Raw genomic sequence first — 22164 nt, forward strand, 5'->3', positions numbered from 1 at the left:
GAAAATTAAGACGTGATTGTCTGCGATATTTTCTTGAAGTTACAGGCGGTTATAGATTAAGTATTGTTTGTTCAAGAGTTAACTGCGTGAAGTCAAAGTAGGAATGAGAAGGATTTTTCGATATGCCTAGGCATGCCTAAGAACACACGTTGTATGCCGTTTAGTGGTGGTGGAGATACTGATGGGTGACGTGCAGTCGGCTCTTGTAGAATGTCCGCAAAGGATCGAGCCTATGACAACCTACAGCAAGAGAGAAAAACTCAAGCCGCTTATAAGAATCGTGGATGATAACCAGGCGATTCTCAACTCATTGACCTTCATGCTTACTTGTGAAGGATATGAAGTTGCGTCATTTAGCTCGGCAGAAGCTTTTTTGGCCGGAGATACACCCAGCCGAGAGGGTCTGCTGATTTTAGATGTTCAAATGCCGGGGCTGTCGGGATTGGAGCTGTTTAAGGTTCTCAATATGAGGGCTTATAAACTGCCGATTATTTTTCTGACGGCCCACGCAGATGTTGACATGGCTGTTGCGGCAATGCGGGAAGGCGCCTGCGATTTTCATCAAAAACCGATCAATCCTGAGACATTGCTTCCTGCGATTGCCAGAGGTTTAGAAAAAGCTCGCATCAGCAAGAGCGGCTTAGGCGATATCAAAGAGGAAGTTGAACGTTTTAAAGCACTGACCGAGCGGGAAGAGCAAATTTGCCGCTTAGTCGCAAAAGGCCTTGTTAGCCGTGAGATTGCAGAGCGTTTAGTGATTTCTCAGAGAACCGTTGATCACCACAGAACGGCGGCACTTTCCAAATTGAACATCCGAGAGCCCGCAGAGCTTGCTTTGTTTTTCGAAAGAATCGACGCATGGCGCAAGAGCGCCGGCCACGCGGGTCAGAACTTATTCTGAAGAACCGGGATTCTCATCGGCTTCCGGCAGAAAAATAACTGCCTTCAGACCATTCTCCGGACCTCTGAAAAATTCCAACTGACCTCCGTGATTCTCGACAATCAGCCGCACGATAGATAAGCCGAGCCCTAAACCGTCGATCTTTGAACTGGATAAGACGGAGCTGAGTTTTTCAAAAGCCTCATCGCTCAGGCGCGGACCGTTGTCGCTGACGCTAATGGCAATTCGTGGCGAACCGCCGGAGGACTTTTCCTTATGAACGGAGACGCTAACAGACGGATTCTTTTCAGAAGAAACGGCGTGGAGGGCGTTTTTCAATAAATTTTGAACCGCAAGTTCGAGCTCCGTCTTGTCGCTCCAGATCTTGTCGTCTCTGCCCTTAAGCCCTGAAAAAGTTACTTTAGTAGGAGACAGCATGGCCTCATTGAGCGTGTTGACGGCTTCAAGAACAATCTCATTGGCATTTAACAAAGAACGAGGCTGACCTTTTTTGCGTGCATAGGAGCGAACTTTTTCAAGGATAGACTCTGCAGTTTTAGCCTGAGATTTAATGGCACCTATGCCGGAACTCAGCATTGCGGAATTTGCCGGATTGTTTTGGTCTAGAAGCCTTTCAATTCCGTGGAGGTACCCGCTAATCGCTGAGAGCGGCTGCCTGAGTTCATGAGCGACGATCAAAGACATTTGACCGACAACACCAGTCTTTTGCAGGGAGGCCATTTTTTCCTGCGCGCGTCTGGCCTTTTCTTCCAATCTCCTTTGGTTTTGAAAAGATTCTCTGAGCTGGCGTGTCCGTTTTTCAACTAAATAACCGGTTCGAATATTGTGCGCAATGCCCGTGGCCAAGAGAACTAGACCTAAGAGACACCAGGGCCAATACATATCCCAGAAACGTTTCAGGTTCCACTCTCGAAGATAGGCATAAGGTCCTCTGCGAATTTGCTTGTACATAGCATCCGCCCCTGAGTAGTCACTGGCCACGGTCCAATGGAGTCCGCCTGGGTTAGACGGAAGTGAAAACAGCTTGAGAACTACTCGGCGGGAAAGCTCAGGCGAGAGGCGCGGTGTTGCAGCGATTGTCCAGTTGGGATAAAGATCGGTTGAAGTTAGACAGCGCTCAGACTCTCCGACATCTTTAACTAGGAGCGGCTTGATATCGTCAACGTTGTCTCCTTGTTTCTTCAAGTTTTCCAACAGGCAATTTCGAATAATGCCGATATCTGCCTGATTATTCCGAAGTTTGGTCAGGACGGCCGGCATGTCGTAGTGCGTATAGATTTCAGAGCTGAAGAAATGATCTGGGTCTTGGCCTCTCTGAGCCAACTCTCCCAGAGCTAAGTCGTGGCCGGCAAATCCATTCGGGCCTGTGGCTGCAAGCCGTTTTCCTTTCATGTCTTCCAGCGTGTTGATATCGTTCCGGCTTTTTAGTGTGACAAAAAGACTGCCTTCCGCTTTGTTGGGGTCGGGATGCAGATCTGAAGCGACAGTCGCTAAATCTCGAAGACCTTTGTTCGGCATGCGAAGATATGTTCCTGTTGAGCCAAGGACGAGATCGGCATCTTTGATGTCTTCCGGGTTTCCGGAAAACAGCACCGCACGGAAGTTGTTCGGGCCGAAAACTTCTTGGAGGGTACGGAAAGTCTGAGGAATGATGTCTTCTTGACCGTTCGGACGTGCCAGCGGGGACACCAGCATCGTGATGAAGGGGCTGTTCGGATCCGGTCTCCCGAATGGCTTAACGAGTACTTCCGAGGGCGAAACTGATTCTTCCGATAAAGCGGACAGAGATAAAACGCACAGACAAAGAAGAGTAAGAGTTCTCAGAAAAGTCTTCATATGACCATCAAACCGAAGCGTCGGATGTTTTCAATTTAAAAGAGAACGAAGCTCATGAAAATTGGCACAAGCGACTAATTGACGATAGTTTGACAATAGACAATATGCCTAGGCATGTCTCAAAAACATAATGCATTCAATCGGACAAGAAAATAGTTCGTTACTTCCTCTAAACAAACAGGAATACATTATGGTCTCAAGAAGAAACATGCTGAAAACAGGTCTGACCGCCGTGTTCGGAGCCTGTGCCGTCCAGACAGCCTCTGCTTCCGAAGTACAGCAGAAGTCTCAGAACAATTTTGATGTCGTTATTCTCGGTGCCGGTACCGGTGGCTTAGTCACTGCCATTGAAGCGGCCGATCTCGGACTGAAGCCCGTCGTCTTAGAAAAAATGGAATGCAGCGCTGGAAACTCCCTGTATGCATCTGGTGGTATTGCAGCCTGGGGCACCTCTCAGCAAAAAGAAGAAGGCAGGAACGAAACGAAAGAGTCTTTCAGAGAAGACATGATGAAGGTCTCCGAATATCGTGCCGACCCGGCCCTTGTTGGCGCCTATGTCAACCATATTCCGGAAGACTTCGAATGGCTCAAAAAGCAGGGTGTTAAGTTCTCGAAGATCGGCAAGAAGCCCTGGCCACTTAATTATCGAATGCACAATGTGGACGGACAGGGTTTGACGGGCGGTGCTCGTCTCGTCCGCTATCTGCTCGAAGCCTGTGAAAAGCGCAATATTCCGATTATCTACAACACTAAGGCCATCGAACTTTTAACGAACGACGCAGGCCGCGTAATCGGTGTCAGAGCCCAGGGAGATCTTCACAAGACGGACTATTTTGCTAAGGACGGTGTAGTGATTGCGACCGGCGGTTTCTCCGCAAATCGTGAACTGCTTTGCCGTTATATGGGCGGTCCGCTTTCTCGCCTGGTTCTTCGCGGATCCCCGTATGTAACCGGGGACAACCTTATGCTCACCGCACCGGTCGGAGCGCAGCTTGTTCATATCGACCAGTTCCACTGCGGCCCGATCGTTGAGGAAACGCACGCTAATCCGAACTTTGTGATCGATGCCGGACAAGGTATTGATGTGGATGTGCGCGGTCATCGCTTCATGGACGAAATCTATACCTACACTCAGAAGTCTATGGCTACGGCAACCAAGACGCCGGAAAACATGGCTTATCACATCATCGATGCTCACTGGCCTAAAGCCGAAAGCGCTGCGAAGAAGTTCCTGGCAATGAACACCAAAGTCCTGGTTGCTCAAACGCCGGAAGAGCTCGCCAAGAGAATGGGCGTCGATCCGAAGGTTATTCTTTCGCTCTTCAAAGAGTACAACGACGCGCTTGCCGCCAATAAATTGAAAGAACTGAATCCTCCGTGTTCTTTGAAGGAACCTCAGCCGTTAAATAAGGCTCCTTACTACGCTTTCCCGTTCCAAGGCGGTATTACAGCAACATTCGGCGGTCCGAAGATTAACGCAAACGCTCAGGTGATCAATAACGAAGGACGAGTGATTCCGGGACTCTATGCTGTCGGAAACGCAGCCGGCGGTCTGTTCTACGGAAACTACATCGGCGGAACACAGTTGGGAGGCGCAACGGTCTTCGGAAGAATCGCCGCCCGAAAGATGGCCTCTCTCCATAAAAACAACTGATAAAGGAATCTGAAAATGAAACACCTCTTAGTGCTCGTGTTATCCGCGCTCACCGCCTCTGTTGTTTTTGCACAGCCTTACACAGCAGACCGCCATCTTGCTCGGAAGGTTCCCTGTCAGGCTTGCCACGTGACCGGCGACACTTCGGTTCCAGTCCGAAAACAAAACTGCTTAGCCTGTCATCAGAGTTATGAAGTGGTTGCGCAGAAAACTAAAGATCTGAAACCGAATCCTCACTTCAACCATTACGGCGAACGTGATTGCTCAACCTGCCATTCAGGACACAAACCAAGCGTGACATCCTGCAATCAATGCCATAAGTTTGATTTGAAGACGCCGTAAAGGTTTCTAAGTTTGAAATTTCGACGCCGGCACGTTCCGGCGTTCTGTTTAAGCTCGTGAAATTTAGAATTTGACAGCGTTGTCTCGATGTTATATTTGGTCTTATTGCGGAGAGAAAAAGATCGTTCTAATGTTAACGACCTATTGCCCGTCTCGAAGAGTGTCGTCTGCTCTTAATCATCGACGGTATTCCATAAATAATCAGGGCGGACGAATAGCCGATCAAGATAGCCGTTCTCTTCTATATCCCCGAACCCTACGATCGTCCGATCGTCAATTGCGACAAAACTAATGTGCTTTTCAAAGTCACGATTCCAGTCCTTTAGATTTCTGGACCTGGGCGCCCAAGCGTCCAATTGCTCCTTTGAATAATCCTTTGCATTTGCAGTGTGAACTGTAGAGTAAAAAAGTTCTGCAAGGTCAGCACAGTCAGAAGCTTGATATTTTCTAATAAGGAGCATTGATTGGGTTTTTTATGGTGGATTTGGACGGCGTGGCGACTCCCTAAACACGTACACTGTTGGAGAAAGGAAACCGGAGGGAGAACGGGAACTGGAGCGGGTGAGGGGAATCGAACCCCCGTCGTAAGCTTGGGAAGCTTCTGCTCTACCATTGAGCTACACCCGCATTCGATAGAGCAAGATTGTACTCGAAATTTCACAAATTATTTCAGGCTTCGAAAAGTTCTATTCACGTGCTTTCTCTCATATGGCGCCCACCGCTTATGTGCAAGAATTAAGCAAACTAACTTCAACATCAGATCTCATGTCCTCTATTGCTTTGGTTTATTTCTCTCCTACGGGAAACACTAAGAAAGCGGTTTCTTCGATCGGGGAGCTGCCGTGTGTCACTGTCAAGACCTTCGATATCACAGGCAACGTAGAAGTTCCGGAAACCGATCTCAGCGGTTTTGATTTTGTCGTTTTCGGGGCGCCGGTTTATGCAGGACGAATCCCAGCCTGCAGCGTAGATCGTTTTGAAAGGATGAAAGGAAGCGGTACTCCTTGTGCGTTAGTGCTTACTTACGGCAATCGGGCTTACGAAGATGCCCCAAGAGAGCTTGGTGACATTGCTGAGGCTAACGGCTTCAGGATCAAGGGAGTGGCTACAATGGCGTCCCAACATACTTATGGGCAGATCCAGTTAGGTCGTCCGAACAAAGACGACATTGCCGAGCTTCAGGAATTCTATTTTCATATGCTGGCCAAAGCTGAGGAGCCTGAGACAGTGATTCCTCCGGGAAATTATCCTTATAAGGTCGTTGAAACTAAAGCCAAATTTAAACCGACGACCAACGGTAATTGCTTGGCTTGCGGGATGTGTATCAGAGATTGTCCGGTCGGAGCGATCGAAGAAGATATCAAGACGGTAAACGACAACTGTATCGGTTGTATGCGCTGCGTTAAGAATTGTCCGATGAAAGCGAAGTCGGTTGTTGCAGATGCATTCTCAGATTTTGAAAAACTCCTCTCGGAACGCCTCAAGAACCGTAAAGAAAACGAATTCTTTGTGTGAGGATTGGCGTACCTCAGGCGGCTGAACTTAAGGCCAACTGAGAAGCAACTCGGAGAAAAAACAAACCCGGCGTATCGAGAAGAACGCCGAGTTTGAAATTGCTGGGGATCGATTAGCGGTGAGAAACTCTTCTGACCATCCAATCGCCGAAGCTCTGCAGACTTTGGACGAAGACAATCAAAATGATGACAACAGCTGCCATGACTTCAGGCATGAAGCGCTGATATCCGTAACGAATACCCATGTCGCCTAAACCGCCGCCGCCAACGGCGCCGGCCATAGCGGAGCTGCCGACCAAAGCAACAAAGGCGATGGTGAGGCCGGCAAGGATGCCGGGCATCGCTTCCGGAAGAAGCACTTTGCAAATAATCTGAGTGTTCGTAGCGCCCATGGACTGAGCAGCTTCAATCAGTCCCTTGTCGACTTCACGCAGACTGGTTTCGACCAGACGAGCGATGAGCGGAGCAGCGGCAATCGTCAGGGGAACGATAGCAGCAACGGTACCGATGGAAGAGCCGACGATTAAGCGCGTAAACGGAATGATGGCAACCAAAAGAATGATGAACGGCGTCGAACGCACGGCATTCACAGCAGTGCCGATGATGCGGTTGACGTACGGCTTGGGCATGATGCCTTTGGGAGACGTAACGAACAGGAAGACGCCCAAAGGAATACCGATCGCAGCGCCGAGTCCGCCGCTCACGCCGACCATCAGAATGGTTTCAAGGAAAGATTCCCAAAGAAGATTGATGATGTTAGATGACATTTGTGAGCTCCTCGACGCGAACGCCTCTTTCGGCGATGTAGTTCAATGCCAGATGGAAGTTTTCTGTAGTTCCTTCCATCACGATCGTGAGAGTGCCGTAGCTTTCGCTTTGGATCTCATCCACCTGTCCTAAGAGGATGTTGAAGTCCAGATCGAATTTGGAGCAGGCGCGGGAGAGGACCGGTTCGGTCGTTGAGCTGCCGACGAACGTCAAACGAATGAGATGATTCTTGCGTCCGTTTTCTCCCGGCGTGTTCAGAACTTTCTTCACACGCTCGACCATGCTTGCCGGAATTGTGCGGGCAGCAAGAGCCGTGCCGAGCATCGCCTGAGTAACTTCGTTCTTCGGGTCGCGGAAGACCTCGAGCACGTCGCCTTCTTCGACAACGACGCCTTTATTCATCACGACGACGCGATTGCAGATCTGTTTCACTACGTCCATTTCGTGCGTGATCATGACGATCGTCAGACCGAGCTCCTTGTTAATCTTCTTGAGGAGCTGAAGCGTTGCCTGAGTGGTTTCCGGGTCAAGAGCAGAAGTGGCCTCGTCGGAAAGAAGAATCTTCGGATCGGAAGAAAGCGCACGAGCAATACCGACGCGCTGTTTCTGACCGCCGGAGAGCTGAGACGGATACTTGTTGACGTGTTCGCTTAAGCCGACAAGTTCAATCAGCGGCATTACTTTTTCGCGAATCTTATCCTTCGGCATTCCTGCAAGTTCCAGAGGAAGCGCAACATTGCCGTAGACGGTACGGGAGGAGAGCAGATTAAAGTGCTGGAAGATCATACCGATCGAGCGTCTTTCCTCACGCAGTTCGGATTCCGACATCTTGGTTAGATCCTTGCCGTCGACGATGACGGACCCGGAAGTCGGGCGGTTGAGAAGGTTGATGCAGCGAACCAGCGTGCTCTTACCGGCGCCGCTTCGGCCGATAATGCCGAAGATATCGCCGGGTTTGATGTGGACGTTTACATCCTTACAGGCAAAGAATTTTCCTTTACCGTCAGCAGTATCGTATTCCTGCGTTATGTGTTTTAACTCAATCATTTAATTTATATCCCAGGGCGAGGTTCTGACACCTCGAGGTCCTGCCCTTTCAGCAGGACAAATCATTTCTACGCGGACTTTTCAGTCAATGGGCACAAAGTAATGTCCACGGGAAATTATCCTTGATTCTTTTTAAAGAATTATTATTTTTCGGAAAATATTTCATTAGTTTTGTTAAAAAGGAAAAGTTTCAATCCTCGGATTTCTTCTCAGAGCCAGCGGGCCCGGAGCTTATACGTTTACGAAAGGTTAAACAGTTGTGCCCAAGAGCAAGAAAAAATTGAGAGCAGATAAACGAGAACCGATGAGCTTTCGATCGGAATTCGAAGGAGGGACAGCATCGGTTCTGCTGAGGTTTCTTTATGGCCGGTACTTTTCGCCGCCCCTTAAAGTGGTCTGAGCAGGTTATTTCGAAAGAATATGTTCGGCTGCGCGACGTCCGCTCCAAACACCATGAGGCGTGCCGGAGTCGTATGTAAGCTCGCCAACCGCATAGAGATTCGGAATTACCTTACCGTCTGCCTTGACGCACTGCATGAAGTCGTTGACGTCAACACCTCCTACGCTTACCTGTGTACCTGGAAGAATGGCCGAGGCATAGTAAGGAGGTGTAGAGAAGTCGGTCTTCATGTTGATGCTGCGGCCGAAATCCAGATCTTTGCCGTTGCGAACAAATTCCGCATAACGTTTGATCGTCTTTTCCAAGTTTTCTGGCGGAATGCCGATTTTTTGAGCGAGCTCAGGGATCGTTTGGGCTTCTACGAAATAGCCGCTCTTCAAGAAGCTTTGAAGGCGTTTGGAGGCTTTCATAGATTTACCGTCAATGATGACGAAGCTCTTTCCTTCCGGCTGCTCCAGCATTGCTTGGGCCATCTTTGTGTAATCCGGCCAATAGTCATTGCAGAAGCGGTCTCCTTTCAAGTTGACCATGATGCCGCCTTCCAGCCGAGCAGCACTCATGGAAACGTTTTTTCCGCCCTGAGAGTGAATAGAAGGGTTAAGGCCGACTTCTCCGGCATTTTTGATGTTCACTCCGTACTTCTCTGCGAGGATGAGACCGTCACCGGTTGAGCTCACGGCAGTTGTGGTAGGCAAACCTCTCCACTGAGGAGCGTATTTGGAAATCAATTTTTGGTTCTGATTGAAATTGCCTGTTGCCAGAACTACGTTATCGGCAAATACCTTGTATTTTTCTTTGCCGTTTTCTACAACAACACCTACCGCTCTCCCATCTCTAATTATTAAGTCAAGAACTTTACTGTTCATCTTCACTGGGATAGAAAGTTCTTTGGCCCTTGCGCTTAATATCTTCATTAACCGTACGCCTAGAGAACTTCCGTCGGAAATACCCATTTGATAATCGCTGACCGGACGAGTTAGGCCGGCGCCTAAGCTGTTCAACCAATCAATGGATTTTTGCGAGTCAAACATTCTTTGTTCTGTACGCGGGAGCATTTCGGAATTTCGGCCGGTTTTCGCTGTTCTTTGGATGTAGTCAGGCACAGATAGCTCTTTACCGTTAGCAACTTGATCCTTCGTTCCCACAGAAACAAAGTATTGCGCAGCCAAGTTCGTGGTGCCTCCCATGAAAGGCATTTTTTCAAGAACTAAGACATTTTGTTTGTGCTCTTTGAGCAGGATCGCAGTAGTGAGACCTGAAACACCGCTTCCGACAATGACTGTTCCTGTATGAATGTCTTCAAGCGCAACGGCGTATCCGGGAATAAGAATAGAGGTCAAAACTGCAGCAATAATCGTTTTATGCATGTGATTTCTCCTTGGAAGTTACAGGGATATTCTTATTGAGGAGAAATAGATTGGAAACTTAGAATAATTAGAACGAATCGATCGAAAAATTAGAGCTATGAATATCAAACAACTTCAGATCCTAGACGCGGTTGTGCGCCTTGGTTCATACCGTAAAGCAGCCGCTCAGCTGCGCTGCTCTCAATCGACAATCACATTTCAACTAAAAAACTCGAAGATTCTTTGGGATGTTTTCTTTTCGAGAAAACCGGCCGTCACATGGTTTTGACACCCGCCGGGCAGGCAGCCCTCAAAGAAGCACAGAAGATATTGGCCAGTCATTCGGTGCTAATGAATCTCAAAGGCTCAAAAGCTTCTCTTACCGGAAGACTTAAGGTCGGAGTGAATGAAACACTTCTCGAATTCATGCTGATCGACGTGATTAAGGAGTTTCGACTTTTGGCGCCGGAAGTATTCTTTGAAGTAGAGATTCTGGATGCCTACCGGTTAAAGACGAAAGTGAAGGATTCGGAGGTAGACATCGGGATTACTTTTAATACAGGAGACTATCCGGCTCCGTTGATTGCTCTGCCTTTGACGGCAAGCCCGCTCGGTCTCTTTGCCTCACCGACATTATCAATAAGCGAAAGTTGTTTCTTCCTTCCCGGTTTAGCGCCGGAACTGCCCCTCATCACAGGGAGTGTTAAAAGCGGTCCGTATAAAATTTTTAAGCGGTTTTTGGATGGACGCGGTATTCGTTTAGGAAAAACTATGCAAGTGGGTAATGTGCATATCGTTAAAGCGCTTCTTGAAGGAGGATTGGGCGTCTCCTATCTCCCTAAAATCTGTGTGGAGAAAGAACTTGCTAGAGGATCGCTTGTTGAGGTACTGACCGGGCTGGGTGAAATCAACTTAGGCGTACTTCTTCTCAAAAATGCCAACAAAGAGGAATCGGCGGCTGCCAGCCTACTGTCGAAAATGATTCGGACGAAACTTTTGGATCCGAATTTAAGAACGAAGGATTTTTTCGAACGAACCTGTCTGATGAAGCGGAAGTTCGAATAAAAGAAAATGCCCGGAAGTCTTCCGACTACCGGGCTGAATTCTGGTGGGGGCACAGGGATTCGAACTCTGGACCTACGGATTAAGAGTCCGCTGCTCTACCAGCTGAGCTATACCCCCACAATTGGTGGGCTGTGCAGGACTCGAACCTGCGACCAATGGATTAAAAGTCCACTGCTCTACCAACTGAGCTAACAACCCTTTGTTTCGATCTCTGTTTCGCTCCGAAGCGCGTCTCATCAATCGAGAAGTCGAATACTACACAGGTTTTTTCGGTTCGTCAAACCAAAACTAAAAACAGTGAATTTATGAGACATAAATTGACGTATACGCCTTTACTATGACTACAGCAGAAAAATGAGTGAAGAGATTTGATTCGGCCTTGTTAAATTAATTTTTTTCGCTAGTATTAGACAACTTAGGTCAGTTTCGTCTGATCGGAAAATGATTAGGAAATAAAGATGGCAGAAAAGAAAAAAGTTAAACCGCCCGTTGAACAGCTCGTGGATGCGGATGCTCGTAAAAAAGCCCTAAAGATGGCCTTGGATCAGATTTCCAAGCAGTTCGGCAAGGATGCGATTCTGAGCATGGGCAGCCAGCCTGACCAAAATCTGGATGTTGTTTCTACCGGCTCCTTTACTTTGGACTTAGCACTCGGCGTTGGTGGTCTTCCCCGCGGACGTATCGTTGAAATTTACGGACCAGAGTCTTCCGGTAAAACGACTCTGACGCTTCACATTCTTGCTGAAATGCAGAAGCTCGGCGGAACCTGCGCTTTCATCGACGCAGAACACGCATTAGACGTTAAGTACGCCAAAGCCCTCGGCGTTAAAGTGGACGACTTGCTCCTGTCTCAGCCGGACAGCGGTGAACAGGCTCTTGAAATTACAGACGCTTTGGTTCGTTCCGGTGCCGTTGACCTCGTCGTTATCGACTCCGTGGCGGCTTTGGTGCCTCGTTCTGAAATTGAAGGCGACATGGGTGAAGCCCTCCCGGGTCTCCAGGCTCGTTTGATGAGTCAGGCACTTCGTAAGCTCACTTCCAGCATTAAGAAGTCCAACACTTTGGTTGTCTTCATTAACCAGGTTCGTCAGAAGATCGGTGTGGTTTACGGTTCTCCGGAAACAACCACCGGCGGTAACGCACTGAAGTTCTACGCCACGATTCGTATGGATATTCGCCGTACCGGCGGTATCAAGCAAGGTGATGAAATTCTGGGTAACGAAACCCGCGTGAAGGTGGTGAAGAACAAAGTTGCGCCTCCTTTCAAACAGGCTGAATTCGAGATCATCTACGGCCAGGGTATTTCCCGCGAAGGTGAAATTATCGATATCGGTACCGATATGGATATCTTCAACAAGTCTGGTGCTTGGTACTCTTATCAGGGCAACAAGATCGGTCAGGGCAAGGCAGCCGCCAGAGAATGGCTGAAGTCTCATCCTGAAGAAATGAAGATGATTGAAGAACAGATCAAGGCCGCGATCAAGGGCAAAGATCACGAAGAAGATGCTGCCGAAGAGGTCGTGACCAAAGAAACAGAAGAAACTTACGAAGACGCTCAATAATGTTTGATCCTGCTGATCGCAGAAAGCAGATCTTATATAAGGCGGTAGCAGCTCTCGCACGTCGAGAGCGCTCCCGCCTCGGCCTTTATAAGAAACTGTCAGAAACTTTCAACGAAGACGGCGACAAGGAATTGGTCAATTCCGTTCTCGACGAGCTCGTCAGTAAAAAGTATTTATCCGACGAGCGGTATGCTCGTATCCAGGTTTTGACGCGCAGCGCCAGATACGGCGACCGCAAGCTCTTTTGGAACCTCCAGCGGGACGGCGTGTCTCGTGAAATCGCTGAAGAGGCTTTGAAGCAGAACGAGGAGTCGGAATATGACCGAGCACTCGTGCTTTGGAAACGAAAATTCGGTGAGCCGCCCGAGGATTACAAAGAACGCGCAAAGCAAATTCGCTTCCTCGCCAGTAGAGGTTTTACCTTTAAAACCATTGAAAAAGTCTTGAAGTGCGAACTTCCTGACGAACTCTTTTAAGACTGTTGTCTGAGATCGTTATACTTTTGTTCACAAACAAAAGTTAACAATTTCACGGCTATGAAAATTCATGAGTATCAAGCACGTCAAATTTTGAAGAATTTTGACGTTCCCGTTCCTGTTGCTGGAGTTGCTTCAAGTCCTGAGGAAGCTCGAAAAATTGCCGAAGAAATCGGCGGAAAGATTTGGGCAGTTAAATCCCAGATTCATGCCGGCGGCAGAGGTAAGGGCGGCGGTGTAAAACTCGCTCGCAGTCTGGATGACGTCAGCAATCTCTCCCGTCTTATGATCGGCAGCCGCTTGGTCACCAAGCAGACCGGCCCTGCCGGAGCCCCCGTGAGCAAGGTCCTTGTTCAGCAGGGCCTCAATATCGTTCAGGAGTTCTATGTCGGTTTCCTCATTGACCGCAAGCTGCAGAAACCGGTTCTTATCGCTTCTGCTGAAGGCGGCATGGAAATTGAAAAAGTTGCCGCCCAATTTCCTGAAAAAATTATCAAGACGGTTATCGATCCGGTGGCCGGTCTTTCTGTTCCCGAAGCTTTGGAAGTTGCTACTCGTTTGGGAGTTCCTGCCGACATTGCCGGAGACTGCGCAGAAGTCCTGAGGAAACTGTGGAATACGTTTGTTTCGATGGACTGCTCTTTGCTTGAGATCAATCCGCTTATCGTGACAGCAGATAAAAAGGTTTATCCGCTTGACGTGAAGATGACGTTCGATGACAACGCACTTTTGCGTCATCCCGAACTTGAAGAACTCCACGATCCTGAGCAGGAAGATCCGACAGAACTTCGTGCCCATAAGGCCGGTCTTCAGTACATTCAGCTCAACGGCAATATCGCTTGCCTTGTGAACGGCGCCGGTCTAGCCATGGCGACGATGGATACGATCAAGCTTTTCGGCGGTGAGCCCGATAACTTCCTTGATATCGGAGGCGGGGCGTCCCCTGAAAAGGTCACGGCAGCTTTTGAAATCATGCTGGCCCAGCCGGAAGTCAAAGTCATTCTCGTCAATATCTTCGGCGGCATTATGAAGTGCGACGTCATTGCCGAAGGCATTGTCGAAGCCTGCCGACACGTCAAATTAACCGTTCCCTTAATCGTCCGTATGAAGGGTACGCACGAAAAAGAAGGCAAAGAGATTCTCAAGAACAGCGGTCTGCCGATTATCTCAGCCGAGTCTTTTGGCGACGCCGCGAAGAAAGCCGTAGAACTGGCAGCGGAGAAATAACATGAGCATTTTGGTAAATAAGAACTCCCGCATCATCACCCAAGGTATGACCGGCAAAACCGGCCAGTTCCACACTCGTCTCTGCAGAGACTACGGCTTTGGCAAGGAATGCTTTGTCGGCGGCGTGAATCCGAAGAAGGCCGGACAAGTCTGGGAAGGCTTGCCGATTTTCGGCTCCGTTAAAGAAGCCAAAGAAAAGACCGGCGCAAACGTTTCCGTAATTTATGTCCCGCCTGCCGGTGCGGCAGCCGCTATTCAGGAAGCAAGTGACGCCGGCATTGACCTCATCGTCTGCATCACAGAAGGCATCCCGGTCATGGATATGGTCAAGGTTCGAGATCATATGAAAAAGACCGGTTCTAAATCTCTTCTTCTCGGACCGAACTGCCCAGGTATTATGACGCCGGGAGAAGTCAATGTCGGCATCATGCCTGCGCACATTCACCGCAAGGGCAGAATCGGTGTCGTTTCCCGCTCCGGTACACTGACCTATGAGGCGGTTGCGCAGATTACGGCTTTGGGTTTAGGGCAATCCACTGCTATCGGTATCGGCGGAGATCCGATCAACGGCTTAAAGCATATCGATGTGCTGAAGCTCTTTAATGATGACCCGGAAACCGACGCGGTCGTCATGATCGGAGAAATCGGCGGAAACGATGAAGAAACCGCTGCCGAATGGGTAAAAGATCATATGAAGAAACCTGTCGTGGGCTTTATTGCGGGCGTAACGGCACCTGCAGGAAAGAGAATGGGGCATGCGGGAGCGATCATTTCCGGCGGTACAGGAACCGCGGAAGGTAAATTGGCCGTGATGGAAGCCTGCGGTATTCGAACGACACGGAATCCGTCCGAAATAGGCTCGTTGCTACAATCCGTGCTCTCTTCGAAAAAGGAGTAATTCATTTTGGAAGCGCTTATTGCTTGGTTTGGTGAGATTCATTGGGTCGCAGTTCTGCAGATCATTCTCATCGACATTTTGCTCGGCGGTGATAATGCCGTCGTGATTGCGTTGGCTTGCCGAAGCCTTGATCCGCATCTGCGGACGAAAGGCATTATTTACGGCGCCGGCGGTGCTATTTTGCTGCGCGTCATTCTGATTGCCTTCGCAGTCTCGGTGATGAACATTCCGTTCCTGAAGTTCTGCGGCGGCATTCTGCTCTTGTGGATCGGTATTAAACTCATTGCGCCGGCTGACGAAGGAGAGCATGAGATTCATGCGAGCAAGCGGCTTTGGGGAGCGGTTAAGACCATTATCCTTGCCGACTTGGTCATGAGTATCGACAACGTGATCGCTATTGCCGGCGCGGCCGAACAGGCTCCGGGCCACCATCAAATGGCCTTGGTGATATTCGGTCTGCTTGTGAGCGTTCCGTTTATTCTCGGCGGCAGTCAGATTATTCTGAAGATCATCGATCGCTTCCCGATCATCGTGTACGCGGGCGGGGCTTTGCTGGGCTGGATTGCCGGTACGCTGATGGTAGATGACCCAGGCATCTTGGCACACTTGCCGAATCTTCCGGCTCTGCATACGGAAGGCGGTATTGCCGGTGCAGTCTTTGTGCTGCTTGTTGCCTTTGTGCTTAAGTACGTTAGATCGAAAAAGACAAAGGCTTAATCAAAACGTCAGAACAACAAAAGGCGCTTTCTCATGTGAGGAGCGCCTTTTTAAATGGTCGATGGCTGCTTTATAGCTTTTCGGCAGCCTCTCTAACTTCTAATGCAGCTTGTTTACCGCTAATCCATTCAGGAACAAGCTTGATCATGAAGACGTAATTCAAAGAATGTTGGATTTCATCTTCATTGTCAGGAATGCCGGGGCTGTACTTTTCAGCAAGCGCACGAAGGGCGCTGAGTTTCTCTGCAGTATCGGTGACAGGCTGCAGTCGTCCCCAAATGAGAACGCTTTGGAAATTATTCGCTCGGACACTCGGAACAACCTGGCTCTGTCCGACGATCGAAAAGCTGGTTTTGTCTGTTCTCTGAAAGCATTCGTACTTGTATCCTCGCGGCGATCCGTGGAAATAGACAACTCCGTCCGTATAAACGTAACTTAGCGGCACTGTATAGAAGTAGCCTTCCTCTCCGTTTAAAGAAAGCACTCCGTAAGCAGTGGTTTCAATGATCTCCCGGATGGTTTCTTTGTCCAAAGCCTGTTTTGTTCGTGTGAGTTCTTTTCTTATAGCAATTTCTCAACCTAAAGTTTGTTCTAGAGCTTCGTTGAGTTTTAAAACAGCTTGTTCCAGCTCTTCCTCTGTAAAGTGAGCGTAACCGAGAATTAAGCCGGTGAGCGGTTTGGCAGAGCGGTAGCAGGCAGAAAGCGGCCTGGTCTCGATCTGGTAGGAACGCTTAAAAATTTCGGAAAGCCTAACGTCATCCTGTGGATGATTAAAGATGAAGGTCAAATGGGTTCCTTCATTGGCACCTTCAATATGCCCGTAGGCTGAGAGGTATTTTCCGATCGCTCTTACTGCAGCCTGTCTGCGTTTCTCGTAGATCTTTTTTAGGCGGCGCACGTGCGAATAGTAGAAACCATTCTGAATGAACTCCGCCAAAATGTATTGATGAACTTCACTGCTGTGCCGATCTATTAGCAGTTTGGCGCCTTCAAACACTGTGATGAGATTCTTCGGGACGACCATGTAGGCCATGTTGAAGCCCGGATAGATCACCTTCGTAAAACTTCCGAGATAAATACACGGTGCACCTTCTTTGTAGGAAGAGAGTGCCGGCAGAGGCTTCTTTCCATATCGGAGTTCACTGTCGTAGTCATCTTCGATGATCCAAGCACCTTCAGTCTTTGCCCAAGCTAAAAGCTTCTCGTTGTTTTCAGCGGAAGAGACGTAGCCTAACGGGTACTGATGACACGGCGTGACTAAAACGCCTTTGATCTTCTTTTGCTTCTTGAGTTTTTCGATATCGATTCCGTTCTGCGTCACAGGAATAGGAATCGGCTTTAATCCTCGAAATTCCAGCAAGTTAATGTGGGTTTGAAAGTAAGGATCTTCAACGGCAACCTTGTCACCTTTTTCAAACAGAACGCTCGCACAAAGATCCAATGCCTGCTGAGTACCGTCAGTGGTGATCACTTGTTCCGGTTCACATCTCAAGCCTCGATATTGACGGAGGTAGTCACAGACGGCCTTTTTGTAAGGCATAAAACCGCCCGGCTCGCAATATCCGTTGTGTAGCCAGGGACTCTTAGAAGTTCGAGCAACGACAGTTGTCCAATTTTTACCCGGGAGGCTTTCCTGATCCGGCGCGATGACGGCGAAAGGCATTGGTTTCTGGACTTTGAATTCAGAAGCGGCTGCCGCAATCTTTGCAGATAAAGGCAGCTCTGACAGGAGAAACTTCTCATTGGCCGAACTATTTTCTTTTGGATTTTCGAATACTCCGAGAGAAAGTTCCGAGACAAAAGTTCCGTTGCCGTTCTTCGTTTCAAGAAGCCCTTCTTCCAACAGTCGGTTATAGACACTGACGACTGTTGATCGTGAGACACCGATTTCAGAGGCGAGTCTGCGGCTTGAAGGAATCGGGTCTCCGGGGCGCAGACTTTTAAGCTCGATGAGTTCGAGGATCTTTTGGTAGAGCTGCTCTTGGAGCGACGGCGCTCCGCTTTTCAGATTTAGCGATATGTTTGAGAGGCTCGGCTGAACTTTGTGTGTCATGTCGGCTCCGGCAACTTTAAGGCCGGAGATTGTCTCCGGCCGGTGCTGAGTTATTTTACTTTACTGCATTCTGTGCAGCTGCTGTCGCAGTTCTCAGATTCTTGATAACTTGAGAAGAAGTGTCTTCAAATCCGGATGGATCGTGAACGCCCTTCGAATAGTCTGAGAAGTACCAGCCGACAGTGTGAAGGTAGAGGCTGTAAGCGTCCTGTAGTTTTTGGTATTCAGGCTGATTGATCTTAACCTCGCCGTTCTTGGCTTTGATCAGGAGATTGCGAGCGGCGCTTCCGTAACGTTCAAGTCTTTCTTTGTGGATGCGGTAACGCTGCTGGATTGTTGCGACCATGTAGGCGGCTTGTCCTTCGGACCAGTTGTCACCGTTCGGGTTGCCGTGGCAGTCGGATCTTGCGCAGGTGTTCTTGTACTTCAGAGAAGGCAGACTCGGCTGGTGCTCCAATGTGCCGTTTGCTTTCTTGGCAAAGTGGCAGTCTGTGCAGCCGACGCCGGCTTGGCCGTGCTTAGAAGCAACGACGGTTTCCATGTGATAGTGGTCAGTCGAGACAGTCTTAACGCCGGTAGCCTTATCCGTTCCGTTATTCAGACCTAAACCTCTGACGAGATTCCAGCGTTCGATCGGGTTCGCTGCAAAGAATGTGCCGACGGACCAGCCGGTCCTATCGATTGCGTCCTTCGGATGAGCGAGCTGACCGTCGCTGTCTCTGTAGAAAGTCTCGGAGCGGTTATGACCTTCATGGCATTGACCGCACATATAGTTCGAGTTAGCTTTTTCAAGAATGGCGATCTTTCTCGGATAGCCGCGGACACCCATATTGATGACTTCAATCTTCGGATAACCGGTCTTTCCGGCGTTCTTCTGATAGTTGTAGTCCTTGTAATCGGGATGAGTCATGGCTTCAATCAGATGATCGAAGACGATGCGAGGTTCCGCTGAATGCGGGTCATGGCAGGTAATGCAGTTGAAGCTGTTGTTGACGGTCTTCAGAACTTTGTGGTCCGGATCATTAAAAGCGAGCGGAGCTTTCGGGTTTCTGGCGCCTAAGTATGCGTAGTCCATGATGCTGTCGGAGGTTTTGCACTTCAAGCAGTCAGAGCGGCCCATAATTTCACGGCCTTTTTGCGGACGCCAAGTTAAAGACAAGGTCTTAGACGGCAGAATCTTGTCGCCTTCGTTCGGACGTGTGTCGGTAAGCGCCTCCCACATCGGAGCGCCCGGTTTAGAGAGGTCCGTGTATTTCTTGTATTGATAACGACCGTCAGAGCGGACGTTTGCGAGGTCGGTCACGATGCTCGAATGGAAGCGCGGCAGACGGAACTGGATGTCGCGGAAAGAGTTGTCGCCGGCGATATCGCGGATCTGAGCATAAGCGGGCGGTGTATTTTTAAGTGCCCACTCATAGTGGTACTTCGGATCCATGATGTCTTTGTGCTGCTCGGTATGGCACTGACCGCAAGCGGCATATTCGAAATGCGTAGTCGGGCGGTTGTCGCGGCTCGGGGCTTTGACGTGGTCCGGACTGATGTCGTGGCATGCCACACAATTCACGTTTTTATGCGCACCGCGTGTAGACAGAGTCTTGATGGCGGTCGCGTGACAGCCGAAGCACTGGTTTTTGTCTACAGGCTGCTGAGGAGCCGCGGCTGCCAATACTGACAGCGAAAGACAAGACAGACCTAACGAAACTATGGATTTGATTATTGTGTTTTGCATAAGGTTCTCCTTAAGACTGACTTCATTTTCTCCAATCCACTTTGAGAAAAAGAGTCCACTTTCGGACTATGTGTTCAATCCACTTTTAAGGAGAAAGCCCTTATACAATTCAAAAAGCCTTTTGCTGTTGTGGAGTTCTTGAATTAAGAAGCTGAGAATTTCAAACCGATGATTCCGATGGCGATCAGCGAGGCAAAAACGGTTCTGGAGACTGTGAAGGCTTCTCCGAACAAGAGGATGCCGGCGATAAAGGCTCCGATACAACCGATACCGGTCCAAATGGCGTAGGCAGTTCCTAAGGGAATTGTTCTCATCGCTACAGCCAAGAAGTAGACACTCGCGACCATACCGATAATGGTGACCGCGCTATAGAACCAATTGCTGAAGCCGTCAGCATATTTCAAAGCGACAGCCCAAACGATTTCAAAAATTCCTGCAATGAAAAGGTAAATCCAAGACATTTAAATCCTCCAAAAACGAAAAAGGCACCTTTGTAAGTAATCCTTCAATGGCCTACGGAGTACTGAAAAAGGTGCCTATCCGGCGATAGATTGCACAACGGAAGTATACCGACGTACTAAAGATGTGTTTCATCATCGCAAAGAGGTTTTGTCAGAAATTTTGACCGTCAAAGTTTTCACGCTTCTTTCACAAGAACGGGCACGCTAAAACTACGAAAAATCAACGCATTGCTACAATCAGCTGTCAATTTGATTTCAACGCTTAGGAGATATTTCATTGGAAGCGCTTATCGCTTGGTTTGCCGAAATTCATTGGGTGGCCGTTCTTCAAATTATTTTGATAGACATCTTGCTCGGCGGTGACAACGCAGTTGTGATCGCTCTTGCCTGCCGAAACCTTGATCCGAGCCTCCGTTTTAAAGGAGTGCTTTACGGAGCGGGCGGTGCCATCCTCTTGCGTGTGATCCTGATTGCTTTTGCCGTCACGATCATGAACATTCCTTTCCTCAAACTCGTCGGAGCGCTTCTGCTTCTGTGGATCGGTATCAAACTCATTGTTCCTCAGGATGAAGGGGAGCATGAAATTCATGCCAGTAAGCGTCTTTGGGGCGCGATTAAAACCATTATCGTTGCCGACTTAGTGATGAGCTTGGACAACGTTATTGCGATTGCCGGTGCGGCAGAACAGGCACCTGCCGGTCATCAGATGGCGCTTGTAATCTTCGGTCTCTTAGTGAGTGTCCCGTTCATTCTCGGCGGCAGCCAGTTGTTCCTGAAGGTTATTGATCGTTATCCGATCATTGTTTACGCCGGCGGCGCTTTGTTGGGCTGGATCGCAGGCACATTGATTGTAGGCGACCCCGGACTGACTCCGCATATTCCGAACTTGGCGGAAATGCATACGCCTGCCGGAATTGCCGGTGCCGTCTTCGTGCTGATTGTGGCCTTTGCGATTAAAGGGCTGCGGAAGAAGGCAAACTAACTTGTCAGCTTAACTATAGGAAGAGGGCTATCCGGTCCTCTCGAAAATACAAAAACGGCGTTCAACCGCAAAGGAAGAACGCCGTTTTGCCGTCTGGTGTTAGCGGCTGGTGTCGATAATCGCACCGCCTAGGCAAACTTCGCCGTCATAAAAGACCGCACTTTGTCCCGGTGTCACCGCCCAAAGAGGATCAAGAGAAGAAACCACAACGCTTTCATCGTCGGCTCGGATCACCTTACATTCCTGATCGGCCATGCGATAACGCGTTTTAAGGCCGAGCATTCTTCCGGCTTCAGGTGCCGTACCGCTGATCCAGTTGGGTCGCGTGGCAGAAAGCGAGAAAGACTGAAGCCAGGGATGATCGTGACCTTGGACGATATAGAGCGTGTTGTTCGGAATGTCCTTACGGGCAACAAACCAAGGTTCGCCGTTGCCGAACTTAGAGCCGCCGACACCGATACCTTTGCGCTGACCTAAGGTGTAGTAAGAAAGGCCGATGTGCTCACCAACAATTCTTCCGTCCGGTGTTTTAATCGGACCGGGCTTGTTGGCGAGGTAACGATGGAGGAACTCGCGGAACGGACGCTCTCCGATAAAGCAGATACCGGTGCTGTCTTTTTTCTTGGCGTTCGGAAGACCGATTTCTTCGGCAATTCTGCGTACTTCGGTCTTGCACATGTCTCCGACAGGGAACATGGCCTTCGAGAGCTGGTACTGATTGAGGCGATTTAAGAAGTAGCTCTGATCTTTGGTGTTGTCCACACCCTTCAGAAGTTCAAAGAGTCCGTCTCTTTCGCGAACGCGCGCATAGTGGCCCGTTGCGATCTTGTCAGCGCCTAAACGAATGGCGTGATCCAGGAAGGCTTTGAATTTAATCTCGGAATTGCAGAGAACGTCAGGGTTCGGCGTACGACCCGCAGAATACTCAGATAAGAATTCCGCAAAAACGCGGTCCTTGTACTCTTTGGCAAAGTTCACGGCTTCGATATCGATGCCGATTACATCTGCAACAGCCGTGGCATCGATTAAATCCTGTCGGGAAGAACAGTATTCGCTGTCGTCATCGTCCTCCCAGTTTTTCATGAAAAGACCGATTACTTCGTATCCCTGCTTCTTGAGAAGGTAGGCACTGACGGCAGAATCCACTCCGCCTGAAAGTCCAATGACAACTGTTTTTGTTTCCACA

General features: G+C 49.2%; 22 protein-coding genes and 3 tRNA genes. 12 read left to right on the forward strand and 13 right to left on the reverse strand.

Going from position 1 to position 22164, the window contains the following annotated elements; all coding sequences use genetic code 11:
* Positions 1 to 232: 232 nt before the first annotated feature.
* Positions 233 to 901 (forward strand): response regulator transcription factor, encoded by a 669-nt coding sequence (locus ACZND6_RS04280; RefSeq protein ID WP_008810528.1) that lies wholly within the window; start codon positions 233 to 235, stop codon positions 899 to 901.
* Here the strand turns inward: ACZND6_RS04280 and ACZND6_RS04285 are convergent.
* A complete protein-coding gene (locus ACZND6_RS04285; RefSeq protein ID WP_489524409.1) occupies positions 893 to 2737 on the reverse strand; it encodes a sensor histidine kinase in 1845 nt (614 codons plus the stop codon). The genes ACZND6_RS04280 and ACZND6_RS04285 overlap by 9 nt on opposite strands.
* Positions 2738 to 2927: 190 nt before the next feature.
* Here ACZND6_RS04285 and ACZND6_RS04290 point away from each other — a divergent pair, with 190 nt between their 5' ends.
* Complete coding sequence (locus tag ACZND6_RS04290) at positions 2928 to 4391, forward strand: FAD-dependent oxidoreductase (protein WP_008810530.1); 1464 nt, start codon at positions 2928 to 2930, stop codon at positions 4389 to 4391.
* Positions 4392 to 4406: 15 nt separating this feature from the next.
* A complete protein-coding gene (locus ACZND6_RS04295; protein ID WP_008864541.1) occupies positions 4407 to 4733 on the forward strand; it encodes a cytochrome c3 family protein in 327 nt (108 codons plus the stop codon).
* Between the two features lie 173 nt (positions 4734 to 4906).
* Here ACZND6_RS04295 and ACZND6_RS04300 read toward each other — a convergent pair whose 3' ends face one another.
* Both ACZND6_RS04300 and ACZND6_RS04305 read right to left on the reverse strand, forming a co-directional pair.
* Positions 4907 to 5194: a GNAT family N-acetyltransferase gene (locus ACZND6_RS04300; protein WP_489524410.1), complete on the reverse strand. Its 288-nt coding sequence runs from the start codon at positions 5192 to 5194 to the stop codon at positions 4907 to 4909.
* A gap of 92 nt (positions 5195 to 5286) precedes the next feature.
* A tRNA-Gly gene (locus ACZND6_RS04305) sits at positions 5287 to 5360 on the reverse strand.
* A gap of 138 nt (positions 5361 to 5498) precedes the next feature.
* Here ACZND6_RS04305 and ACZND6_RS04310 point away from each other — a divergent pair.
* Positions 5499 to 6248 carry a 4Fe-4S binding protein gene (locus tag ACZND6_RS04310; RefSeq protein ID WP_293737450.1) on the forward strand — a complete coding sequence of 250 codons (750 nt, stop codon included), beginning with the start codon at positions 5499 to 5501 and terminating at the stop codon, positions 6246 to 6248.
* A gap of 112 nt (positions 6249 to 6360) precedes the next feature.
* Here the strand turns inward: ACZND6_RS04310 and ACZND6_RS04315 are convergent, their stop codons facing one another.
* The 3 genes from ACZND6_RS04315 to ACZND6_RS04325 form a co-directional block, all read right to left on the reverse strand.
* Positions 6361 to 7014, reverse strand: coding sequence for a methionine ABC transporter permease (locus ACZND6_RS04315; protein WP_278385719.1), 654 nt, complete (start codon positions 7012 to 7014; stop codon positions 6361 to 6363).
* Positions 7004 to 8062, reverse strand: coding sequence for a methionine ABC transporter ATP-binding protein (locus ACZND6_RS04320; protein ID WP_293737449.1), 1059 nt, complete (start codon positions 8060 to 8062; stop codon positions 7004 to 7006). Before ACZND6_RS04320 ends, ACZND6_RS04315 begins: the two co-directional genes overlap by 11 nt.
* A 405-nt stretch (positions 8063 to 8467) precedes the next feature.
* On the reverse strand, positions 8468 to 9829 hold the full coding sequence (locus ACZND6_RS04325; RefSeq protein ID WP_489524411.1) for an FAD-dependent oxidoreductase: 1362 nt from the start codon (positions 9827 to 9829) through the stop codon (positions 8468 to 8470).
* A gap of 97 nt (positions 9830 to 9926) precedes the next feature.
* On the opposite strand from ACZND6_RS04325, the gene ACZND6_RS04330 reads away from it, so the two are divergent.
* On the forward strand, positions 9927 to 10097 hold the full coding sequence (locus ACZND6_RS04330) for a LysR family transcriptional regulator (RefSeq protein ID WP_008864535.1): 171 nt from the start codon (positions 9927 to 9929) through the stop codon (positions 10095 to 10097).
* Between the two features lie 113 nt (positions 10098 to 10210).
* Complete coding sequence (locus ACZND6_RS04335) at positions 10211 to 10873, forward strand: substrate-binding domain-containing protein (protein WP_293737447.1); 663 nt, start codon at positions 10211 to 10213, stop codon at positions 10871 to 10873.
* A gap of 41 nt (positions 10874 to 10914) precedes the next feature.
* Here ACZND6_RS04335 and ACZND6_RS04340 read toward each other — a convergent pair.
* Positions 10915 to 10990: transfer RNA gene (locus ACZND6_RS04340), tRNA-Lys, on the reverse strand.
* Positions 10991 to 10995: 5 nt separating this feature from the next.
* Positions 10996 to 11071, reverse strand: a tRNA-Lys gene (locus tag ACZND6_RS04345).
* 260 nt (positions 11072 to 11331) lie between these two features.
* On the opposite strand from ACZND6_RS04345, the gene recA reads away from it, so the two are divergent.
* From recA to ACZND6_RS04370, 5 genes are read left to right on the forward strand one after another with little or no spacing between them, the layout of a single operon-like run.
* Complete coding sequence (gene recA, locus ACZND6_RS04350; RefSeq protein WP_022100894.1) at positions 11332 to 12435, forward strand: recombinase RecA; 1104 nt, start codon at positions 11332 to 11334, stop codon at positions 12433 to 12435.
* A complete protein-coding gene (locus ACZND6_RS04355; protein ID WP_293737446.1) occupies positions 12435 to 12911 on the forward strand; it encodes a regulatory protein RecX in 477 nt (158 codons plus the stop codon). Before recA ends, ACZND6_RS04355 begins: the two co-directional genes overlap by 1 nt.
* 60 nt (positions 12912 to 12971) lie before the next feature.
* The gene (gene sucC / locus ACZND6_RS04360; protein WP_300875742.1) at positions 12972 to 14138 is read left to right on the forward strand and encodes an ADP-forming succinate--CoA ligase subunit beta; all 1167 of its coding nucleotides are present in this window, start codon (positions 12972 to 12974) and stop codon (positions 14136 to 14138) included.
* Between the two features lies 1 nt (position 14139).
* Positions 14140 to 15036, forward strand: a complete 897-nt coding sequence (gene sucD, locus ACZND6_RS04365; protein ID WP_293737444.1) for a succinate--CoA ligase subunit alpha — start codon at positions 14140 to 14142, stop codon at positions 15034 to 15036.
* 6 nt (positions 15037 to 15042) lie between these two features.
* Positions 15043 to 15753 (forward strand): TerC family protein, encoded by a 711-nt coding sequence (locus ACZND6_RS04370; RefSeq protein WP_278385852.1) that lies wholly within the window; start codon positions 15043 to 15045, stop codon positions 15751 to 15753.
* A gap of 70 nt (positions 15754 to 15823) precedes the next feature.
* Here the strand turns inward: ACZND6_RS04370 and ACZND6_RS04375 are convergent, their stop codons facing one another.
* From ACZND6_RS04375 to ACZND6_RS04390, 4 genes are all read right to left on the reverse strand, one after another.
* Complete coding sequence (locus tag ACZND6_RS04375) at positions 15824 to 16285, reverse strand: pyridoxamine 5'-phosphate oxidase family protein (RefSeq protein ID WP_293737443.1); 462 nt, start codon at positions 16283 to 16285, stop codon at positions 15824 to 15826.
* 42 nt (positions 16286 to 16327) lie between these two features.
* Entirely contained in the window at positions 16328 to 17806 is a 1479-nt protein-coding gene (gene pdxR / locus ACZND6_RS04380) for a MocR-like pyridoxine biosynthesis transcription factor PdxR (protein WP_293737442.1), read from the reverse strand.
* Between the two features lie 55 nt (positions 17807 to 17861).
* Positions 17862 to 19535, reverse strand: a complete 1674-nt coding sequence (locus ACZND6_RS04385; protein WP_293737441.1) for an ammonia-forming cytochrome c nitrite reductase subunit c552 — start codon at positions 19533 to 19535, stop codon at positions 17862 to 17864.
* Between the two features lie 143 nt (positions 19536 to 19678).
* Positions 19679 to 19996: a DMT family transporter gene (locus ACZND6_RS04390; protein WP_008864524.1), complete on the reverse strand. Its 318-nt coding sequence runs from the start codon at positions 19994 to 19996 to the stop codon at positions 19679 to 19681.
* A gap of 277 nt (positions 19997 to 20273) precedes the next feature.
* Between ACZND6_RS04390 and ACZND6_RS04395 the strand changes: the two genes are divergently transcribed.
* A complete protein-coding gene (locus ACZND6_RS04395; protein WP_022100902.1) occupies positions 20274 to 20978 on the forward strand; it encodes a TerC family protein in 705 nt (234 codons plus the stop codon).
* A gap of 99 nt (positions 20979 to 21077) precedes the next feature.
* Here ACZND6_RS04395 and mnmA read toward each other — a convergent pair whose 3' ends face one another.
* Entirely contained in the window at positions 21078 to 22163 is a 1086-nt protein-coding gene (mnmA, locus tag ACZND6_RS04400; RefSeq protein ID WP_278385354.1) for a tRNA 2-thiouridine(34) synthase MnmA, read from the reverse strand.
* Between the last annotated feature and the right edge of the window lies 1 nt (position 22164).

It is taken from the genome of Parasutterella sp. (genome assembly GCF_057870745.1).